We start from the raw sequence: 15377 nt of genomic DNA, 5'->3' as shown, positions 1-15377 counted from the left end.
GTCAAGCGACGGCTACGACGTCGAGAATCCGCTGGACCACCCGGTCCTGGTCGATGCCGGCGGCTTCAGCTTCAAAAGAGAGAATGATGCGGTGGCGCAACACGTCGAACAGCACTGCCTGAATGTCTTCAGGGCTGACGAAGTCGCGACCGGCCAGCCAGGCATGGGCCCGGGCACAGCGGTCCAGGGCAATCGAACCGCGCGGGCTGGCGCCGTAAGCGATCCACTCGGCCATTTCCGGATCGAACTTGGCCGGGGTGCGGGTGGCCATGACCAGTTGCACCAGGTATTCCTCCACGGCATCCGCCATGTACAAGCCAAGGATTTCCTTGCGCGCGGCGAAGATGGCTTGCTGGCTGACGCGGCGCTCGGGCTTGGTTTCGCCATTGAGGGCTTCACCACGCGCCTGTTGCAGGATACGGCGCTCAACGGCCGCGTCCGGGAAACCGATTTTCACGTGCATCAGGAAACGGTCGAGCTGGGCTTCGGGCAGTGGGTAGGTGCCTTCCTGCTCGATGGGGTTCTGCGTCGCCATCACCAGAAACAGCGGCGACAGTTCATACGTGCTGCGCCCGACACTGACCTGGCGCTCGGCCATGGCTTCCAGCAGCGCCGACTGAACCTTGGCCGGCGCACGGTTGATTTCGTCCGCCAGCACCAGGTTGTGGAAGATCGGCCCTTGCTGAAACACGAAACTGCCGGTTTCCGGACGATAGATTTCCGTGCCGGTGATGTCGGCCGGCAACAGGTCAGGCGTGAATTGAATGCGGTGGAATTGTGCTTCGATGCCTTCGGCGAGTTCTTTGATGGCCTTGGTCTTGGCCAGGCCAGGGGCGCCCTCGACCAACATATGGCCGTCTGCAAGCAGGGCGATGAGCAAGCGCTCAATGAGTTTTTCCTGGCCGAGAATCTGCGTTGAAAGAAAGGTTCGCAGCGCGAGCAGCGCTTCACGATGTTCCATCGATGACTGTTCCTGGAAAGGGTGACCGAAGACGTTCTGATAACGCCAGGGCTGGGGGCGTTACTTTAATGCATGGCGGGGGGTGGCGACTAACGGCTTTTTGCTTGAAATGCGGGGATTTGAGCTCTGTCCCGCGTCTGCGCTGGAAAATCAACAAAACCGCGCCCGTGTTACTTCTCCGTTTGAAGGTCGCTGAGCAGGTGCTTGATCGCTGATCGCTGGACGAGTTCACACCAGGCCCCGTCCCCAACGATCACTCCATTCTGCATCACGATGACTCGATCAAAACGGTCTAGGCTTGAGACATCATGGGTTACACAAATCAGACCGCGCTGATCAAACGTATCGAATAGGAGGTCCCATACGACGTTGGCCAGTTGCGGTTCAATCGAAGCGCTTGGCTCGTCGAACAGATTGAATTGCCCTGGCTTGTTGATCAAGCGCAGCAATGACAGGCGTTTGGCTTCGCCGCCGGAAATGTTGGAGGCGTTTTCGCTAATGTTGCGATGGGACGCGATTTCCTCAATGCACAGTCGTGATATCGCTTGCATCAGATTGGGTGATGCTTCCGTTCCGAACAAAACTGACTCCCTGAATGTTCCCTCCAAAAACCGGGGCTGCTGAGGGCAGTATCTCAATGCATTCAGATGGGTTTTCGGGTTCAGAGTGGAAATCGGTACTCCGTCAATGGTTAGCTGATTTCTAATCGAACTATCCAGCCCGGCGAGCGCTTCCAGCAAGGTGGATTTTCCCGCACCACTGGGGCCGGTAATTGCTACAGACTGAGTTTGTTTGAATGACAGTGTTTTCCTGATGGACAACCGAACCTCAGCACCTTCAGTCACCGCGCACGGATGCAGCTGCAGTGATGAAGCCTCCTTGAACGTGACATTCATCAGTCGTTCACAATGATCAAAATCGGGTAGCGTCAACAATTCATGAAGTCGACGCTGGTCTGCAAGGAACTGATCCAGAACCCTATAACCTTCCGTCAATGCAGCCACATTGAGCAAAAAACTGCCTGCAATCGAAAAAATGGCAACCAGTTCCCCGACGCTGATGCTGGGCTGCCCCGACAATTGATCGACAACGCCCCATGCCAGCAATCCGCCCGTTGAGAGGCTGATGAACAGAATTCTGGCTGCGCTCAAAAGTCCACTCGAGGTCGTAGCCGTCACCGCTGCCTGCGAATAGCGCTCAAAGGCCCGGTTCAATGGTTGCATTGCCATAGATTCTGCATTTTCAAGTTTTATAGCTTTGCCAGCGCCAAGGGTGTTGAACAAAAGAGCGCTGAGTTCATCTTCTTGCTCATTAACCGCATCAATATGTTTTCTGCGCCATCTGATAATTTTGTGGGTGAATACTAGATAAACGATACCGAGTCCGGTCATGGCGAGGAATACTTCTGTGCCTCCCATATATAAGAATGCACTGCCAACGATCAGGAACTCGATGAAAATTGGAACGCCAGTGGTGACGAAGAAGGTGAGTAATTGTTCGTGAGCCGTTATTCCTCGCTCCACTGATTTTATGAATAGACCAATTCGCCACGAACTAAATTGCACAAACTCTTTGCGCATCAATTCTGCCAACCACTTGATAGAGGCGTTCAGTACAATGTTTTGGACCAGCCTTGAAAGAAAAAACGTTTGCAAAGGACTAACGATGGCGTGGATGAAGCCAGCGAGAACAAGGCCTGCGGTGAACGCTAGTAACGTGTAGTGGGTTGCACCGATGCCGCTGTAGAGAGCATCAACTATTTTTCCTAGTAGCAGGGGAGGGGCGAGAACTATCAGTTTTAGTATTATTAGTGTGGTAATGGTCGAAACAAGTAATGCAGTATGTTTTTGGCAGGCGGATTTAATTAGAGTGAGCATGGGGTGCATGGCGGCTGTCCATTATTTTACGTGCGTTAAGTTAATTACCCCGCAGGATATGTTGCGGTGCAACGAGCAGCCCATTTCTGATAATGTTGAATCGTTCAAGTCCAGGGATATAGGTTTGGGAAACTATGCTTTTGTCGGAAAAGCGCGTCACAGTTCTACGAAAAATTTGTTTGTTGGTTTTCAGTAGCTCTGCGTCTAGGGTTTTTATTTGCTCTGACACAGTTATTCTCGAGTTTTGTGAATGATAATGAAACGTAGGTAGCCTTAAATTTTTTATAGGTGAGAAGTCTATAAGAGATTTTAAGTTTTTTGAGCTGGAAAGCAGATCTAGGGTTTTTCTATCGTTGGCTTCTTCGGCAGCGTCATAAAGAACATCGGCTTAAAACTGCTCAGTAACAGCCCTTTGAATGGCGGTGCAAATATCCAGAGAGCACCCTGAGCCGATAGATGACAAATGGAGACCTCTAGGACCTTCTTTAGGGATTGCTACCGAGAAGTAGACCGACATTACATCTTTTATGATTATTATTTGGAGCTTGTCAGCGCGCTCTAGTGAAGATTCATCGTTTTGCAACGATTTTCTAAGCAGGTCCTTAGAGGGCTTGTATAAGTCAATTTTTGGGCCGATTGCGCAAGTAGCCATAAAGAAAAGCGAGAGAATGTGTCTTTCTATTACCTCAAGGGTCCCGTGCAGGAGAGCTTCGTCTTCTGTGCATCCATAAGCAATTCCTGAATTAGAAGAATACCGATCAAGGAAATTTACCGCAGAACTGTTTTTGCTGAGAGATTTATCTGCTGTGCGAGGGCAAAGAAGGATACATGGAATAAGGAGGGTTTGCTTGTTGTCGAGAGTTGTAAGTTTGAAGCATTTGATCAGCTCTTCGCTGTGCGGCAGATTGATAAAAAGCCCGTCGTTTTCAGCGGTTTTCTGAGTGGCTATACTTTCGGACCGCTGTGATATGTGATCGTCAGTATGCGAGCGGAAGGTGCTGAAATGCTCAATACTTTCGGCCAGCGCACCTATCAGCGCGTCGGGGCCTTTTCCTGCTCCAGACTCAACAAAATTATTGCAGTTGTCAAAAAGCTGAGCTGTAGCCACGAGCTTGGTCGCATCTGCGTAGCGCGCAATGGGGTTTAGACCTAGCGCGTGGATCGTGGACATGATGTTGTATAAAGCTTCAGACGATGTTGTTTCGCGCTCGAACATAATACCCTCTTGAAGTTATGAATGCCGAAAGGGCCCCTTCGGCATCTTTTTATGGATGAATAGTCGATCAGTGATTTCAGTTAGTTAGAGAACAGAAGAAATCAGTTTCAGACATCAACCAATCCTTAGGTCCCCACGGCAGCCCGGTCATTGTGTTTATTTCAGAGCGTTTGTTACCCATATCAATTAACTCCTTTGATATTTATTTTTGAGCGCTGCAATAGCAGGCGCCTCACTTGCGAAGTTTTTTTCGCAAGTGACTAATTAATAGCAGGATGGTTATTGGTGGGCTAGATCAGACCTTCCGATACTGATGTAGGTGAGCTCTTGTCATCAGGTAGGAGGAAACGGGCGGGATTTGCGTTTTCGCTTGTTTCTGGGTATTTGTGGTTTAAATACAATGCCTTGCAGTGTTTAAGATTTTGCGAGGATATAAGTTTTTCGATCGATTTTGAGGCGTTTTCGAGCGTTATCTATCGGCTCTCGCAGAGATATTGATAGGCGCGACAGAGTAAAGATCAAAGGATCGTCGTCCATTTCTGCCAATACGACCTCAAGTGATTCTGCTTTCACGACGGGTAACTGAGCGCTGGGGCGCGCAGCCACTTCAAAGTAACCCGCCGTAAATGGTCGTAAACCATCAGCGGTCGCTACCACAGAAATAGATAGGCGCCCGCTGCCATCACAAACGTTAGTTCTTGAAGCTGGAGTGCTTACGCCCTTGGTCAAACAACGCAAAAACCACCACCAGCACCCCGGAGATCAGCAGGATTACCGCCACGCCATCGGTGGAATGGGTCGCCGAATTCGCCACCAGCGCCAGGCCGCCCAGAGGCGCCAGACCACCGGCGATCGCTGTACCGACTTCACGACCGGTACCAAACCCCGAAGAGCGGGTCTGGGTCGGAAACTGGCGGCTAAGGAACGAGCCTTGGGGGGCAAACATCATGGGGGCGAGAATCCCGGTGCCGATGGCGATGGCCAGATAGATCATCAGCGGCTCGCCGGTGTTGAGCAGGGTCAGGAATGGATAGGCGAATATCGCTGAGCACAGGCCGCCGAGCATCAGTACCTTTTTGCTGCTCCACTTGTCGCAGAGCCAGCCGAAGCACGGCACGGCAACGATTGCCACCAGGCTGGCGATGGTGACTGACAACGCGGTGACGTGGGCTTCGACACCTTTGAATTGGGTCAGGTAGGCCAGGGAAAAGGTTTTGAAGATATAGCTCAGGGCGTTGTAGCCAATCGCCACGAACAGCACCACCACCAGGCCCTTCATGTCATTCCTGAACAGCAGTTTAAGCGGCGATACCTGTTCTTTGGCGGCGGTCGTGTCGAGTTCCTTGAATTGCGGGGTTTCCGGAATGCTGCGACGAACCCACAGGCCAACACCCACCAGCACGATGCTGCAGATGAACGGAATGCGCCAGCCGCCGGACAACAGAAACTCGTTGCCATTCATGGTCAGCACGTAGACGGTCAGCGACGATAGCAGCAAGCCCAGGTTCAGGCCCAAGGCAGGCCAGGCGCCCTGGCTGCCGCGCTTGCCTTCGCTGGCATGCTCGTAGGACGTGACGGCTGCGCCGGAGAGTTCGGCACCCGCGCCCAGCCCCTGGATGATCCGCACCAGCACCAGGATGATCGGTGCCCAGATGCCAATCGAGGCATAGCTGGGGATCAGTCCGATCAGGGTGGTGCACACGCCCATCATGCAGAAGGTGATGACCAGTACTTGCTTGCGGCCAAAACGGTCGCCCAGGTAGCCGAACAGGATGCCGCCAAACGGGCGGGCGATGAAACCGATGGCAAAGGTCGAGAAGGCCAGCAGTGATGCGACCGCCGGATTGCTCGGATCAAAGAAGATCTTCGAGAAGACAATCGCCGCCATGGTGGCGTACAGATAGAAGTCATACCACTCCAGCATTGAGCCGAAGATTGTTGCGGCAGCCACCTTGCGCAGGCGTTTTTGCTTTTGGAGCGGAGTTTCCGGGGCGGTCGGGGCCGCTTGATGTACAGACATCGATGATTTCCTTTGGTCTTTGTAGTTATTTTTAAGGGTGATGGCACCCGTGCAGCGGGTTCAGCGACTTGTAAGAATTTTCTCGGCGATCATCTGGCCGATTGGAATGGCCGAGGTCGCGGCCGGCGAGGGGGCATTGCATACGTGCACCATGCGCGGCGTCTCGGCGAACAAAAAGTCGTGGACCAGGGTGCCGTCGCGCATCACCGCCTGGGCACGGATCCCGGCTTCGTAGGGCAGCAGGTCATCGACCTCCAGCGAAGGGCAGTACTTGCGGCACTGTTCCAGGTAGCCGCGTTTGAACAACGAGTTCTTCATTTCCGTGGTGCCGGAGCCGAGGTTGTTCCAGATGGTTTTCCAGAAGCCCGGAAAGCCCGCGTACTCGGCGACGTCGCGCCAGTTGATCGAAAACTTGCGGTAGTTCTCCCGACCCAGGCCGAGTACGGCATTGGGGCCGACCGTGACGCTGCCATCGATCATCCGTGTCAGGTGCACCCCGAGGAACGGCAGCTCCGGGTCGGGAATCGGGTAGATCAGGTGGTTGACGATCTCGTTTCTGGACGCTGGCAGGCGGTAGTACTCGCCACGAAACGGAATGATCTGATGGTCGATCTTGACCCCAGCCATTCTCGCCAGCCGGTCGGACTGCAAACCGGCGCACGCCACCAGTTGTCGGGCCTGCCAGACCTGGTCGAGGCTGCTGACGGTAACGCTGTCGGCGCTCTCGCGGATCGCAGTGACGCTGGTCTGCAGGTGGATTTCGCCGCCCGCGGCCTCGATTACCCGGGCCATGGCCTGGCACACCTGGCGATAGTCGACAATCCCGGTGGCATCGAGAAACAAGCCGCCGAGACCGACGATGTTCGGTTCGCGGCGGCGCAGTTCGGTGGCATCCAGTTGCTCGACTTTCAAACCGTTCTGTTTCGAGCGCTCATACAGGGCATGCATGCGGCTGACTTCCAGCGGTGTCGAGGCCACCAGCAACTTGCCGCAGACGTCGAATTTGATCCGGTGCTCGGTGCAGAACGCCTTGGTCGCTTCCGCGCCGCGCTTGCACAGGTCGGCCTTGAGGCTGCCAGGGGCGTAGTAGATGCCGGCGTGGATCACGCCGCTGTTATGCCCGGTCTGGTGTTGCGCCAGCATCGGTTCCTTTTCCAGGATCACTAAGGAGGCGCCGGGCTGGCGTTTGAGCAGCGCCATGGCGGTGGCGAGGCCGACGATACCGCCGCCGATGATGCAATAGTCATAGATCATGCAGGTGTCACCTTGAATTGCTGGCAGAGAGTCTGCTTATCAGGTTGTCAGACAAAGTAATTGGTAAAAAAGACGCTCAATCGCAGCGTCCTCGGTGCAGCCGGAAATCAGTCGATGCTGGGAAGGTCAATCTTCAGGCGTTTGGCAGCTGCGCGCAGGTGCGCTTCAGCACAGGCGGCCGCTCGGTGACGGTCTCCTGCCGCAATGGCGTCGTACAGCGCCTGGTGCTCGCGTCCAGCATCGGCGGAGCCGCCCACTGAGTGCGCTGCGGAGTTTTCCCAGGCGGTGCGTCGGGCTTCGGCCAGTTGGCCGCGCAGGAAATCGTGGAACGCGACGAAATAGTCATTCTTGCTGGCGTCGGCAATCGCCCGGTGGAACTCGACGTCGGCCAGGGCCGCTGCGGCGAAGTCGCTGCGGTTGTCATGCATTTCCTGCAAGGCGGTGCGCATGCGCAGCAGGTCCGCTTCGTCACGGCGCTGCGCGGCGATGGACGCGGCCTGGGTTTCGGTCCACAGGCGCATTTCGAACAACTGCACCAGGTCTGGCTTGCGGCCTTTCTGGCTGGGAAACCGAAACACCGTGCCGCTGGGATTCTGGGAAATGAAAGAGCCCAGACCCCGGCGGCTGACCAGGATGCCATCAGCCTTGAGCTGAGCCACGGCCTCACGCACCACCGAGCGGCTGACATTCAACTGTTCGGTCAATTGTTGTTCGGTGGGCAGGCGCGATTCGGCGGTCAGCCGGCCGGATTCGATTTCTTCGCGGATGGCATTGACCACTCGTTCAACCAGGGAGTCGGGGCGCTGTAGCTGAAGCATGAGAAGTGTGGCTCGCAGATCAGGTTGTCAGACAATGCCAGTGGGCTTATTTGTTGTCAAGAAACTGCAGGCTTCCGGGAATCGGCTCAGCGGACGATCATTCTTGGAGCTGTCAGACCAGCTCGCTGATATAGGTCCCCGTCCCCTTGAGAATGTTCTGCAAGGTTTCTTCCACTTCCGCCAGATCGCCGGCATCCGTGCTGTGAGTAATTTCCAGCGAATCATCGCCATTCAGTGCATCCGCATCCGCCGCGGCAATCTCGATCAGCAGGCGGGTAGGGCTGAGAGTGACTTTTACGCCGTCGAGGGTGGACGGTTCGCCGTCGAGGGTGATCTCCAGTTCGTCCTCGTCCGGGTAGCGGGTCATCAGGAACATATCGCCCTGATCGCTGTGGCAGGCGAGCATGGCCATGTTGTCTTCTTCGTCATCGCATGGGTTGACGATCAAGAGGGAGGTGGTCATTTGCATGTGAGAGGTCCTGGCGCTGGGCGCGGTGTTGGCAGGAAAAGCGCGATTTTGCCAGCATCGGGTATTTTTTGCTGGGGCGCGTTGAACCTAGCAGTTCTGATAGTTGCCGTGTTTGGCAAAACGTTCGACAGTGAAGGGCGTCCCTGGTCATGTTTTTTCGGAGTGCCCATGTCGCGCCAGCAGCAAACCCCGCTTATCCGCTATCGATACGATGCGCTGGATCGTTTATCGAGCCATCGCCAATTGGACAACTCCGATTGCCAGCGCTTCTATTGCGCAAGTCATTTGGTCACCGAGGTTCAAGGCGATGAGCATATTTCAATCGTTCAAAATGGCGATCAATTGCTCGCGCAGCAACGGCTTCACGGCGGTGAGGTCGATAGTGCCTTGATTGCTGCGGACCAGCAGCGTTCTGTACTTCACGCGCTTCGAGCGAGGTGCATGCGAACCGTTGCGTACTCTGCTTACGGTCATCGGGTTGTTGACAGTGGTTTGAGCAGCTTGTTGGGCTTCAATGGGCAGCGACCGGAACCGGTGACGGGGCATTATTTGTTGGGTAATGGTTATCGTGCGTTCAACCCGGTATTGATGCGGTTCAACAGCCCCGATAATTTTAGTCCGTTTGGAAAGGGTGGGCTGAATTCGTATGCGTATTGTCAAGGAGATCCAATAAATCGAAGTGATCAAACGGGGCATTTTTTTTCTGCGCTCAGTCAGTATCTTTCAAAGGTTTCAGCGATGGCCAGATCTTTTGAACTTGGTATTAAACTTAAAGCTGTTAAGAATGTAACGCGGCTCTCCGAAGGCATTTATACATTTGAAGATGTTTACAAGGGGCGCTCAAGGCTTACCTTCGACGGACATTATTTTCAAGGGGAGGTGGGAGAAGGCTTTAGTGTATTAGAACTGCATGATCTCGCCAGGCGACAGGGTGTCGATGTTCAAAAATATGACTATGTTCGGATGGTGGTTTGTCATTCGGCAGATGTAGAAAAAAACATCTATGGTATAGCGGATATTTCTTTTGCTGAAGGGTTTAGTCAATTGGCAAAGCGTCCGGTTAAAGCCTATGAAGGGGTAGTGGGTGCTATCAATACTGGAGGCGTGTTCGAAGGCCTAAAAGTAAGTGAGACTTACGCGGGTCCCTATTACTTCGGAATTGCAAAGGATGCTGGCGCTCTCGTACGGTATGGTGCGCAATATCGGCCGGTCCACTTTGCAGGTCTAGATCGTTTAAATACAAATGTGAGAGGCGATTAACCATGTCTATTGAGCCTTAATAAAAACCGGTACTCAATGTTGATTGAAAGACGAGTGCGTTTCTCCCCCCGATCTCAATTTTTCGGAGTGCACATGTCGAGTGGTTTGGCAGAAAATGCAAAGGTAGACAAAAAGCCTTCTATTCTGAAGGCGTTATCATTCCCATCAGTCATTTCTGGTGCAGCCATACCATTTGTATGCTCATAAATAGTCCAAAACTGCCCCCCGGCTGCTAGTGTTAGTCGATGCTCCACCACCAAGCTGCATACCGATGACCGAATATGTCGCAGCACCGCAAGCACGGGCCTTGCCGCACTGGGTAAGCTGCGCATCGAATGGATACCCGTAAAAACCTTGCGCAATCGATCGCCCAGGCGTTTTTGCAGATGCCCATTCATGGAAGGTGAATGTGACCTGAGTGTCTCGTCCAGCTTCACCCACCTGTCTCCCTGTTTCCTCTGCCCGAGAATCAGGAACAGGGTGACGGATCGCCCCGAAAGGGGTGTTACACGCGACGCTTCCATCAATAACAAGCCCAAGCGGAGTACCACAGATGGCGTTCTTCACCGCAGCCAGCAAAGCCGACTTCCAGCACCAACTGCAAGCGGCACTGGCGCAGCACATCAGTGAACAGGCACTGCCACAAGTGGCGCTGTTCGCTGAACAATTCTTCGGCATCATTTCCCTTGACGAGCTGACGCAGCGTCGGTTGTCCGACCTTGCTGGCTGTACCCTTTCTGCGTGGCGCCTGCTTGAGCGCTTCGATCACGCGCAACCGCAGGTGCGCGTCTACAACCCTGATTACGAACGCCACGGCTGGCAGTCGACCCACACGGCGGTCGAAGTGCTGCACCACGACCTGCCGTTCCTGGTCGACTCGGTGCGTACCGAGCTGAACCGTCGCGGCTATAGCATACATACCCTGCAAACCACCGTGCTGAGCGTGCGTCGCGGCAGCAAGGGCGAGTTGCTGGAAATCTTGCCAAAAGGCACTCAGGGCGAAGGGATCCTGCAAGAATCCCTTATGTACCTGGAAATCGACCGTTGTGCCAACGCGGCCGAGCTGAATGTCCTGAGCAAGGAACTGGAACAGGTTCTCGGTGAAGTCCGCGTCGCGGTGGCCGATTTCGAACCGATGAAAGACAAGGTCCTGGAAATCCTGACCGGTCTGGACAATAGCCAGTTCAACGTCGACCCAGAAGAAAAGGCCGAAATCAAAAGCTTCCTGGAATGGCTGGTGGGCAACCACTTCACTTTCCTCGGCTATGAAGAATTCGTGGTGCGCGATGAAGCCGACGGCGGCCACATCGTCTACGACCAGGATTCGTTCCTCGGTCTGACCAAATTGCTGCGCACCGGCCTGACCTACGATGACCTGCGCATCGAAGATTACGCCGTGAACTACCTGCGCGAACCGACTTTGCTGTCGTTCGCCAAGGCCGCTCACCCAAGCCGTGTACACCGCCCGGCTTACCCCGACTACGTGTCGATTCGCGAAATCGATGCCGACGGTAAAGTCATCAAGGAATGCCGTTTCATGGGCCTGTACACCTCATCGGTGTATGGCGAGAGCGTGCGGGTCATCCCGTACATCCGCCGCAAGGTCGAAGAAATCGAACGCCGTTCCGGCTTCCAGGCCAAGGCTCACCTGGGCAAGGAACTGGCACAGGTGGTCGAAGTGCTGCCGCGTGACGACCTGTTCCAGACCCCGGTCGACGAACTGTTCACCACCGTGATGTCGATTGTGCAGATCCAGGAACGCAACAAGATTCGCGTGTTCCTGCGCAAAGACCCGTACGGTCGTTTCTGCTACTGCCTGGCCTACGTGCCGCGCGACATCTACTCCACCGAAGTGCGCCAGAAGATCCAGCAAGTGCTGATGGATCGCCTGAAAGCCTCGGACTGCGAGTTCTGGACCTTCTTCTCCGAATCCGTGCTGGCTCGCGTGCAGTTGATCCTGCGTGTCGATCCGAAGAATCGCCTGGATATCGACCCCGTACTGCTGGAAAAAGAAGTGGTGCAGGCCTGCCGCAGCTGGCAGGACGACTACGCGAGCCTGGTTGTCGAAAGCTTCGGTGAAGCCCACGGCACCAACGTGCTGGCTGACTTCCCGAAAGGCTTCCCGGCCGGCTACCGCGAGCGGTTCGCCGCGCATTCGGCTGTGGTCGACATGCAGCACCTGCTGAGCCTGAACGAAAAAAATCCACTGGTGATGAGTTTTTATCAGCCATTGGGTCAGGTGTCCGGCAAGCGCGAACTGCACTGCAAGCTGTACCACGCCGATACCCCGCTGGCCTTGTCCGATGTGTTGCCGATCCTGGAAAACCTCGGCCTGCGCGTGCTGGGTGAGTTCCCGTATCGCCTGCGTCACAACAATGGTCGCGAGTTCTGGATTCACGATTTCGCGTTCACCGCCGCTGAAGGCCTGGAACTCGACATCCAGCAGCTCAACGACACCTTGCAGGACGCCTTCGTCCACATCGTGCGTGGCGATGCCGAGAACGATGCGTTCAACCGGCTGGTGCTGACTGCCGGCCTGCCATGGCGCGATGTGGCGTTGCTGCGTGCCTACGCGCGCTACATGAAGCAGATTCGTCTTGGCTTCGACCTGGGCTACATTGCCAGCACCCTGAACAACCACACCGACATCGCTCGCGAGCTGACCCGGTTGTTCAAGACCCGTTTCTACCTGGCGCGCAAGCTCACCAGCGATGATCTGGAAGACAAGCAACAACGTCTGGAGCAAGCCATCGTCACCGCACTGGACGACGTCCAGGTGTTGAACGAAGACCGCATCCTGCGTCGCTACCTGGACCTGATCAAGGCCACGCTGCGGACCAACTTCTACCAGACCGATGCCAACGGTCAGAACAAGTCCTACTTCAGCTTCAAGTTCAATCCGCACCAGATTCCAGAGCTGCCGAAGCCGGTTCCGAAGTTCGAAATCTTCGTCTACTCGCCACGCGTCGAAGGCGTGCACCTGCGCTTCGGCAACGTTGCGCGTGGCGGCCTGCGCTGGTCCGACCGTGAAGAAGACTTCCGTACCGAAGTCCTGGGCCTGGTAAAAGCCCAGCAAGTGAAGAACTCGGTCATCGTGCCGGTCGGCGCGAAGGGCGGCTTCCTGCCGCGTCGCCTGCCACTGGGCGGCAGCCGGGACGAGATCGCGGCCGAAGGCATCGCCTGCTACCGCATCTTCATTTCGGGCCTGTTGGACATTACCGACAACCTGAAGGACGGCGCACTGGTTCCACCGTTGAATGTGGTTCGCCACGACGACGATGACCCGTACCTGGTAGTGGCCGCGGACAAAGGCACTGCGACCTTCTCCGACATCGCCAACGGCATTGCCATCGACTACGGTTTCTGGCTGGGCGACGCGTTCGCGTCCGGTGGTTCCGCCGGTTACGACCACAAGAAAATGGGCATCACCGCCAAGGGCGCGTGGGTTGGCGTACAACGTCACTTCCGTGAACGTGGCATCAATGTTCAGAAAGACAGCATCACGGTGGTCGGCGTCGGTGACATGGCCGGTGACGTTTTCGGTAACGGCTTGTTGATGTCCGAAACTCTGCAACTGGTCGCTGCATTCAACCACCTGCACATCTTCATCGACCCGAATCCGCAGCCGGCGAACAGCTTCGCCGAACGTCAGCGCCTGTTCGACCTGCCGCGTTCGGCGTGGTCGGATTACGACACCAGCATCATGTCCGAAGGCGGCGGCATCTTCTCGCGCAGCGCGAAAAGCATCGCGATTTCCCCGCAGATGAAAGAACGCTTCGACATCCAGGCTGACAAGCTGACCCCGACCGAACTGCTGAATGCCTTGCTCAAGGCGCCGGTGGACCTGTTGTGGAACGGCGGCATCGGTACGTACGTCAAGGCCAGCACCGAAAGCCACGCTGATGTCGGCGACAAGGCCAACGATGCACTGCGCGTCAACGGCAACGAATTGCGCTGCAAAGTCGTGGGCGAGGGCGGTAACCTTGGTATGACCCAGCTGGGTCGTGTCGAATTCGGCCTCAATGGCGGCGGCTCCAACACCGACTTCATCGACAACGCCGGTGGTGTGGACTGCTCCGACCACGAAGTGAACATCAAGATCCTGCTGAACGAAGTGGTTCAGGCCGGTGACATGACCGACAAGCAACGTAACCAGTTGCTGGCGAGCATGACCGACGAAGTGGGCAATCTGGTGCTCGGCAACAACTACAAGCAGACCCAGGCGCTGTCCCTGGCGGCCCGTCGCGCCTTGCCGCGTATTGCCGAATACAAGCGTCTGATGAACGATCTGGAAAGCCGCGGCAAGCTCGATCGCGCCATTGAGTTCCTGCCGGCTGAAGAGGCTATCAACGAACGCGTCGCGGAAGGTCACGGCCTGACCCGTGCCGAGTTGTCGGTACTGATCTCCTACAGCAAGATCGACCTCAAGGAGCAGCTGCTCAACTCCCTGGTGCCGGACGACGACTACCTGACGCGCGACATGGAAACCGCTTTCCCGCCAAGCCTGGTGAGCAAGTTCTCCGAAGCCATGCGCCGCCACCGTCTGAAGCGCGAGATCGTCAGCACCCAGATCGCCAACGACCTGGTCAACCACATGGGCATCACGTTCGTTCAGCGTCTCAAAGAGTCGACCGGCATGAGCCCGGCGAACGTAGCTGGCGCTTACGTGATCGTGCGTGACATCTTCCACCTTCCGCACTGGTTCCGTCAGATCGAAGCCCTGGATTACCAGGTGTCGGCCGACGTTCAACTGGAGCTGATGGACGAGTTGATGCGCCTGGGTCGCCGTGCAACGCGCTGGTTCCTGCGCAGCCGTCGCAACGAGCAGAACGCTGCCCGTGACGTCGCGCACTTCGGTCCACATCTCGCAGCGCTGGGCCTCAAGCTCGACGAACTGCTGGAAGGCCCGACTCGCGAAGGCTGGCAAACCCGCTACCAGGCTTACGTCGCCGCTGGCGTACCTGAGTTGCTGGCGCGCATGGTTGCAGGCACCACTCACCTGTACACCCTGCTGCCAATCATCGAGGCCGCCGATGTGACCGGCCAGAACGCAGCCGACGTGGCGAAGGCTTACTTCGCTGTGGGCAGCGCGCTGGACATCACCTGGTACCTGCAACAGATCAGTGCCCTGCCGGTTGAAAACAACTGGCAAGCCCTGGCCCGTGAAGCGTTCCGCGATGACGTCGACTGGCAGCAACGTGCGATCACCATCTCGGTCCTGCAACAGGGCGACGGCACCCAGGACGTGGAAACCCGTCTGGCGCTATGGATGGAGCAGCACGACGGCATGATCGAACGCTGGCGTGCCATGCTGGTGGAAATCCGTGCCGCCAGCGGCACTGATTACGCCATGTACGCGGTAGCCAACCGTGAGTTGCTGGACCTGGCATTGAGCGGGCAAGCGGTAGTGCCTGCCATTGCCAATTCCAGTGTCAGCGCCGAACTGGAGCCAGCGGCCTGATAAGTCGTTGAACTGAAAAGCCCCGTATTGTGAAATACGGG

Annotated in this window: 10 protein-coding genes; 2 read left to right on the top strand and 8 right to left on the bottom strand. The window is 56.0% G+C overall.

Annotation, left to right across the window (positions count from 1 at the left end; genetic code table 11):
- Position 1: 1 nt before the first annotated feature.
- The 7 genes from H7698_RS25935 to H7698_RS25905 form a co-directional block, all read right to left on the bottom strand.
- The gene (locus H7698_RS25935) at positions 2 to 961 is read right to left on the bottom strand and encodes an AAA family ATPase (RefSeq protein WP_003218556.1); all 960 of its coding nucleotides are present in this window, start codon (positions 959 to 961) and stop codon (positions 2 to 4) included.
- 170 nt (positions 962 to 1131) lie between these two features.
- Positions 1132 to 2847 carry an ATP-binding cassette domain-containing protein gene (locus tag H7698_RS25930; RefSeq protein WP_194693238.1) on the bottom strand — a complete coding sequence of 572 codons (1716 nt, stop codon included), beginning with the start codon at positions 2845 to 2847 and terminating at the stop codon, positions 1132 to 1134.
- 379 nt (positions 2848 to 3226) lie between these two features.
- On the bottom strand, positions 3227 to 4054 hold the full coding sequence (locus H7698_RS25925; RefSeq protein WP_235992955.1) for a YcaO-like family protein: 828 nt from the start codon (positions 4052 to 4054) through the stop codon (positions 3227 to 3229).
- Positions 4055 to 4745: 691 nt separating this feature from the next.
- Positions 4746 to 6074, bottom strand: a complete 1329-nt coding sequence (locus H7698_RS25920) for an MFS transporter (protein WP_194693237.1) — start codon at positions 6072 to 6074, stop codon at positions 4746 to 4748.
- A 60-nt stretch (positions 6075 to 6134) separates the two neighbouring features.
- Positions 6135 to 7328 carry an L-2-hydroxyglutarate oxidase gene (gene lhgO, locus H7698_RS25915; protein WP_194693236.1) on the bottom strand — a complete coding sequence of 398 codons (1194 nt, stop codon included), beginning with the start codon at positions 7326 to 7328 and terminating at the stop codon, positions 6135 to 6137.
- 107 nt (positions 7329 to 7435) lie between these two features.
- Entirely contained in the window at positions 7436 to 8146 is a 711-nt protein-coding gene (locus H7698_RS25910; RefSeq protein WP_194693235.1) for a FadR/GntR family transcriptional regulator, read from the bottom strand.
- Between the two features lie 112 nt (positions 8147 to 8258).
- A complete protein-coding gene (locus H7698_RS25905; RefSeq protein ID WP_162436740.1) occupies positions 8259 to 8615 on the bottom strand; it encodes a hypothetical protein in 357 nt (118 codons plus the stop codon).
- Positions 8616 to 8783: 168 nt separating this feature from the next.
- Here H7698_RS25905 and H7698_RS25900 point away from each other — a divergent pair, with 168 nt between their 5' ends.
- Complete coding sequence (locus H7698_RS25900; protein ID WP_194693234.1) at positions 8784 to 9875, top strand: RHS repeat-associated core domain-containing protein; 1092 nt, start codon at positions 8784 to 8786, stop codon at positions 9873 to 9875.
- A gap of 74 nt (positions 9876 to 9949) precedes the next feature.
- Here H7698_RS25900 and H7698_RS25895 read toward each other — a convergent pair whose 3' ends face one another.
- Entirely contained in the window at positions 9950 to 10312 is a 363-nt protein-coding gene (locus H7698_RS25895) for a hypothetical protein (protein ID WP_194693233.1), read from the bottom strand.
- 116 nt (positions 10313 to 10428) lie between these two features.
- Between H7698_RS25895 and H7698_RS25890 the strand changes: the two genes are divergently transcribed.
- Positions 10429 to 15336 carry an NAD-glutamate dehydrogenase gene (locus tag H7698_RS25890; RefSeq protein ID WP_194693232.1) on the top strand — a complete coding sequence of 1636 codons (4908 nt, stop codon included), beginning with the start codon at positions 10429 to 10431 and terminating at the stop codon, positions 15334 to 15336.
- The last annotated feature ends 41 nt before the right edge of the window (positions 15337 to 15377 follow it).

Source organism: Pseudomonas sp. p50(2008) (assembly GCF_015351605.1).
Lineage (GTDB): Bacteria > Pseudomonadota > Gammaproteobacteria > Pseudomonadales > Pseudomonadaceae > Aquipseudomonas.
This window is presented reverse-complemented; position numbering and strand designations above follow the sequence as displayed.

What these genes read in the sequence shown, in the direction of transcription:
- H7698_RS25935 (WP_003218556.1), bottom strand. Translation starts at nt 961, where the DNA reads ATGGAACATCGTGAAGCGCTGCTCGCGCTGCGAACCTTTCTTTCAACG.
- H7698_RS25930 (WP_194693238.1), bottom strand. Translation starts at nt 2,847, where the DNA reads ATGCACCCCATGCTCACTCTAATTAAATCCGCCTGCCAAAAACATACT.
- H7698_RS25925 (WP_235992955.1), bottom strand. Translation starts at nt 4,054, where the DNA reads ATGTTCGAGCGCGAAACAACATCGTCTGAAGCTTTATACAACATCATG.
- H7698_RS25920 (WP_194693237.1), bottom strand. Translation starts at nt 6,074, where the DNA reads ATGTCTGTACATCAAGCGGCCCCGACCGCCCCGGAAACTCCGCTCCAA.
- lhgO (WP_194693236.1), bottom strand. Translation starts at nt 7,328, where the DNA reads ATGATCTATGACTATTGCATCATCGGCGGCGGTATCGTCGGCCTCGCC.
- H7698_RS25910 (WP_194693235.1), bottom strand. Translation starts at nt 8,146, where the DNA reads ATGCTTCAGCTACAGCGCCCCGACTCCCTGGTTGAACGAGTGGTCAAT.
- H7698_RS25905 (WP_162436740.1), bottom strand. Translation starts at nt 8,615, where the DNA reads ATGCAAATGACCACCTCCCTCTTGATCGTCAACCCATGCGATGACGAA.
- H7698_RS25900 (WP_194693234.1), top strand. Translation starts at nt 8,784, where the DNA reads ATGTCGCGCCAGCAGCAAACCCCGCTTATCCGCTATCGATACGATGCG.
- H7698_RS25890 (WP_194693232.1), top strand. Translation starts at nt 10,429, where the DNA reads ATGGCGTTCTTCACCGCAGCCAGCAAAGCCGACTTCCAGCACCAACTG.